Annotated in this window: 1 protein-coding gene; it reads right to left on the bottom strand. The window is 72.9% G+C overall.

Translation table 11 applies throughout. The features are described from left to right. The coding region (locus tag ACWEKM_RS46550; RefSeq protein ID WP_451627370.1) for a condensation domain-containing protein at positions 1–1373 on the bottom strand (1373 nt) is incomplete at its 3' end. Positions 1374–1400 lie beyond the last annotated feature (27 nt).

Here is a 1400-nt window from a genome sequence, read left to right as displayed (position 1 = left end):
CGCTCGGCCTGGGTGTGCAGCAGACCGGCCACGCCCGCGTGCGAGACCACCACGCCCTTGGGACGCCCGGTGGAACCCGAGGTGTAGATCACATATGCCGGGTGCGCGGGCAGCACCGTGGGGGTGGGTGCGGGCGCGCGGTCGGCTCCGGCCGGATCGGCCGCGTCGGTGGCGGCGTCGGTGGCGGCGTCGAGCAGGACGGCCTCGGTGCCCTCCGGCAGCCGCCCCACCGTCTCACCGGTGGCCAGGACGAGCGCCGGACGGGCGTCGTCGAGCATGTACGCGATCCGGTCCGCCGGGTAGGCCGGGTCCACCGGCAGATAGGCGGCACCGGCCTTCCACACCGCCACCGCGGCGACCACCAGGTCCACGGTGGAGCGGGGCAGGGCGAGCGCGACCAGCGACTCCGGCCGCACCCCCCGCAGCGCCAGCAGGCGCGCCAACCGGTCGGCGCGGGCATCGAGTTCGGCGGCCGAGAGCACCCCGTCGGCCGAGACCACCGCGTCCGCGCCGGGGTCGGCGGCCACCCGGCGGGCGAACAGCTCCGGCACGGTCAGCGGCTCAAGCGCCACAGCCGTGTCGTTCCAGCCGGTCAGGACGGAGTGCCGCTCCTGCTCGGCCAGGATGTCGTGCGCACCGACCGGGGCGGCGGGGTCGGTGGCCACCGCCTCCAGGAGCCGGACCAGGCGGGTGGCGAAGCCGGCCGCGGTGGCGGCGTCGAAGAGGTCGGTGGCGTATTCGAGCAGTCCCCCGATCCGTCCGTCGGGGTGCTCGGTCATCTCGAAGGCGAGGTCGAACTTGGCGGCGCCGGTGTCGACCCGGCTCATCTCGGTGGGCACACCGGGGATACGCAACTCGGCCGCGGCGGTGTTCTGCAGGACGAGCATCACCTGGAACAACGGGTGCCGCGCCTGCGAACGGTCCGGCGCCAGCGCGTCCACCACCCGCTCGAACGGCACATCCTGCTGCGCATACGCCGCCAGATCCCACTCCCGCACCCGGCCCAGCAACTCACGGAAACTCGGATCACCCGACACATCCGTACGCAGCACCAGCGTGTTCACGAAGAACCCCACCAGATCGTCCAGCGCCTCGTCCTGACGCCCCGCGATCGCACCACCCAGCGGAATGTCCTCACCCGCACCCAACCGCGACAACAACGCCGCAAGACCCGCCTGCAACACCATGAACAAGGTGGCGCCGGAGTCCTTGGCCAGCGTTGCGAGCCGCAGGCCGAGTGCGGCCGGGATCTCGAAGGCATGAGCGGCGCCGCGGTGGCCGGCGATCGCGGGTCGGGGACGGTCGGTGGGCAGCTCCAGCATCTGAGGCGCACCCGCAAGCACCTCCCGCCAGAAACCCAGCTGACGCGACACCAGACTCCCCGGATCCCCCTCCTCACC

The organism is Streptomyces sp. NPDC004752, from assembly GCF_053601275.1.
The sequence above is the reverse complement of the archived record's forward strand: the minus strand, read 5'-3'. Positions and strand labels throughout refer to the sequence as shown.